We start from the raw sequence: 3455 nt of genomic DNA on the forward strand, positions 1-3455 counted from the left end.
AAGCTTTCTTTTATACTAATTAAATACATATAGTGATTCAGCCAGAAATAAACTTTAGTAACCATAATTATATCGAGGTGACATAATGAGCGAGTTCCTATGCTGTGACCGATGCGGCGAGCTTTCCATGTATGATTGTACGATCTATATCGATAACAAACCGATTTGCCCTGCCTGCAGCAATTTAATCGTTTATTTACAAGGTACACATTTGGTTGAAGAGAATAAGTAAATAATGGTAGAAAAAGGACTGACAGATTTGCTGTCAGTCCTTTTCTTTCCTAAACTTTATAGTCATGATTTTACATTCTACCTATTTAAGAGGCTGCCAACATACCTCAGCAGTTCGTTCGCAGAAGTCGAATTGTAGCCATGCTCATCGATTAACCGCGCTACGACTTCGTTTACCTTTTTAAGCTGCTGTTCATCAGGTGTTTTTGAAGAGGTTGTAATTTTTACAACATCCTTTAAATCGGCAAATAATTTCTTTTGAATCGCTTCACGGAGCCTGTCATGAGAGTTATAATCAAATCTCTTTCCTTTTCGGGCATAAGCGGAAATTCGAATAAGAATCTCTTCCCGGAAGGCTTTTTTTGCATTTTCCGAAATGCCAATTTGCTCCTCAATGGAACGCATGAGCTTTTCGTCCGGATTAATTTCCTCGCCTGTCAATTGATCACGAAGCTTTGACTTATTGCAATAGGCCTCCACATTATCCAGGTAGTTATCCATAAGTGTTTTCGCGGATTCTTCATATGAATACACAAATGCCTTCTGTACTTCCTTTTTCGCGATTTCATCATATTCCTTACGGGCAAGTGAAATGAAGTTTAAATATCGCTCCCTAAGCTCTTGTGTAATCGATGGATGCTGATCCAGTCCTTCTTTTAAAGATCTTAATACATCCAGTGCATTGATGGAGGTGATCTCTTTACGAATAATCGTTGAAGAAATTCGATTGATTACATAACGCGGATCGATGCCGCTCATGCCTTCATCCTGGTATTCCTTTTTCAATTCTTCCACATCAGCCCGATTATAGCCTTCAACACTTTCACCGTCATAAAGACGCATTTTCTTAACTAAATCGATATCGCCCTTCTTCGGTTCCTTCAAGCGTGTTAGGATTGTAAACATCGCGGCTACTCTTAACGTATGAGGTGCAATGTGAACATCATAAACATCGCTTTCGCGAATCATTTTATCATAAATTTTCTCCTCTTCCGTTACCTTTAAATTATACGGAATTGGCATGACAATAATTCTTGAGTGGAGGGCCTCATTTTTCTTATTCGAGATAAAGGAACGGTACTCCGTCTCGTTTGTATGTGCAACAATTAATTCATCAGCGGAAATAAGCGCAAACCTTCCCGCTTTAAAATTCCCTTCCTGAGTTAAGGATAATAGATGCCATAGAAACTTTTCGTCACATTTCAGCATCTCCTGGAACTCCATCATCCCACGGTTTGCTTTATTCAGCTCCCCATCAAACCGATATGCCCTCGGATCTGATTCAGAACCGTATTCTGCGATGGTCGAAAAATCAATGCTTCCAGTTAAATCGGCAATATCTTGAGATTTCGGATCGGATGGACTAAATGTTCCAATTCCCACTCTTCGGTCTTCCGAAAAAATAATTCTTTCTACAAGAACATCCTCAATTCTTCCGTTATATTCCTGCTCCAAACGCATCATGTTCAGCGGAGATAGATTTCCTTCAATTCTTATCCCGTATTCATCATGGAAATCCTGTCTGAGATGGTGTGGGATAAGATGTAAAGGATCTTCATGCATTGGACAGCCTTTTATCGCATAGACTGCTCCCCTATCCTGATGGGAATAAGCCTCTAAGCCTCTTTTTAGCATAGTGACCAATGTGGATTTTCCACCGCTAACAGGCCCCATTAATAAGAGAATTCTTTTGCGAACATCCAGCCTTTTGGCAGCCGGATGAAAATATTCTTCTACAAGTCTTTCGAGTGCTTCCTCTAACCCAAATAATTGGTTGCTGAAAAAGCGATATCGTTTCTGCCCCTTTACGTCCTCAATAACCGAATCTTTAATCATATTATATACCCGNNTTCTCTTTAATAATTTCTAAATACTCTCCAAAAGTCCCTTCCCATTTAAGCTTTGCCTCTTCATGTCGATACATCTCAATTTTTTTTAGAATATCCATAAGGACCTCCCCCTGTCGCAATTTCAGAGACGTTTAATATACTCTATGCGCGCCTGTAAATGAACATGCTAATTTAGGGAATACATCCGGTTGTCCTTTTTTAAAATAATTTTTTGTAAAAAGAAGAATGATAAGATGGGATGCGTTGATACCCCATTTGTTTCCGATTCGTCTATTAGGTTTTCATGAAAACTTCACAAATGATCAAGTGTTACAAATTTTCCACAGATTTTATTTCACACTTTCATTTTATTGGGCTATAATAAGCATATATATTGATTGAAATTACTAATGTTAATAAGGAGGATTTCATACATATGGGTACGGTTATTATTCTCGGTGTTATGGTTGCTTTCCTTGCTGCTATTTTCGCATCTGGTTACGAAGATAAGCCAGGAACAGGTAATAAATAAAAAAGCTGCCAAATGCAGCTTTTTTTATTTGAGGTTTAGTTCTAATTTTTCTACAAATTCCTTCATATACATTCTTGATTGCTTCTCCAGCATATTGGCCATTTGGCTTGTCCAAGTATCATTTCTTTTTCCTTTTGTTCTTTCGATATAATACTCGGAAATGATACGATTATACATTTCCAGCTGGTTACGAATTTCTTCTTTATCTTGATGGTATTCATTTTCATGATAAACCGATTCCAGTGGAAGTCTTGGTTTCAGATCTGTATTTTGTTCAGGGTATCCTACTGCTAGTCCGAATAAAGGAACTACCCGTTTTGGTGTCTTTAGCAGCTTGCATACTTCTTCGAGATTATTGCGGATACCGCCAATATAGCAAATCCCAAGCCCCATAGATTCCGCAGCAATGACTGCATTCTGGGCAGCTAATGCCGTATCGATTAACGCAACCATAAACTTTTCAGTGCTTTCTATGGATGGATGAACGTCCTTGTTTTCCATTTCTCCTACTAGCTCATGTCGTGATAATTCCGCGCAAAAAACAAAGAAATGTCCGTTATTCGCAACATAATTTTGTTCTCCGGCAATTTGGGCCAATTTATTTTTCTTCTCCTGATCTGTTATGCCAATAATTGAATAAGCTTGAATAAAGCTTGATGTTGAAGCAGATTGTGCACATCTCACAATAGTCTCAATCTGTTCTCTTGTTAATGGCTTGTCCTCGAATTTCCTGACAGACCGATGATTTAAAAGAAGTTCTATGGTTTGATTCATTTACAACCATCCTTTCCATGCCTCAATTACATTGTAACCAAAATTTACTAATTTTTCAAAAAGAAAAGACCTTGGCGGACACCAGTTCC

Annotated in this window: 2 protein-coding genes and 1 pseudogene; 1 reads left to right on the forward strand and 2 read right to left on the reverse strand. The window is 38.2% G+C overall.

The features are described 5' to 3' along the window. Nucleotides 1-85 precede the first annotated feature (85 nt). Nucleotides 86-232 (forward strand): hypothetical protein, encoded by a 147-nt coding sequence (locus V7149_RS21225; RefSeq protein ID WP_335347582.1) that lies wholly within the window; start codon nucleotides 86-88, stop codon nucleotides 230-232. Between the two features lie 77 nt (nucleotides 233-309). On the opposite strand, the pseudogene V7149_RS21230 reads toward V7149_RS21225, so the two are convergent. Beyond that, a pseudogene (locus V7149_RS21230) lies at nucleotides 310-2179 on the reverse strand (PrkA family serine protein kinase). A gap of 437 nt (nucleotides 2180-2616) precedes the next feature. Next, nucleotides 2617-3366, reverse strand: coding sequence for an oxygen-insensitive NADPH nitroreductase (gene nfsA, locus V7149_RS21235; protein WP_335347583.1), 750 nt, complete (start codon nucleotides 3364-3366; stop codon nucleotides 2617-2619). Between the last annotated feature and the right edge of the window lie 89 nt (nucleotides 3367-3455).

It is taken from the genome of Bacillus sp. JJ1503, assembly GCF_036965125.1.
GTDB lineage: Bacteria > Bacillota > Bacilli > Bacillales > Cytobacillaceae > Cytobacillus.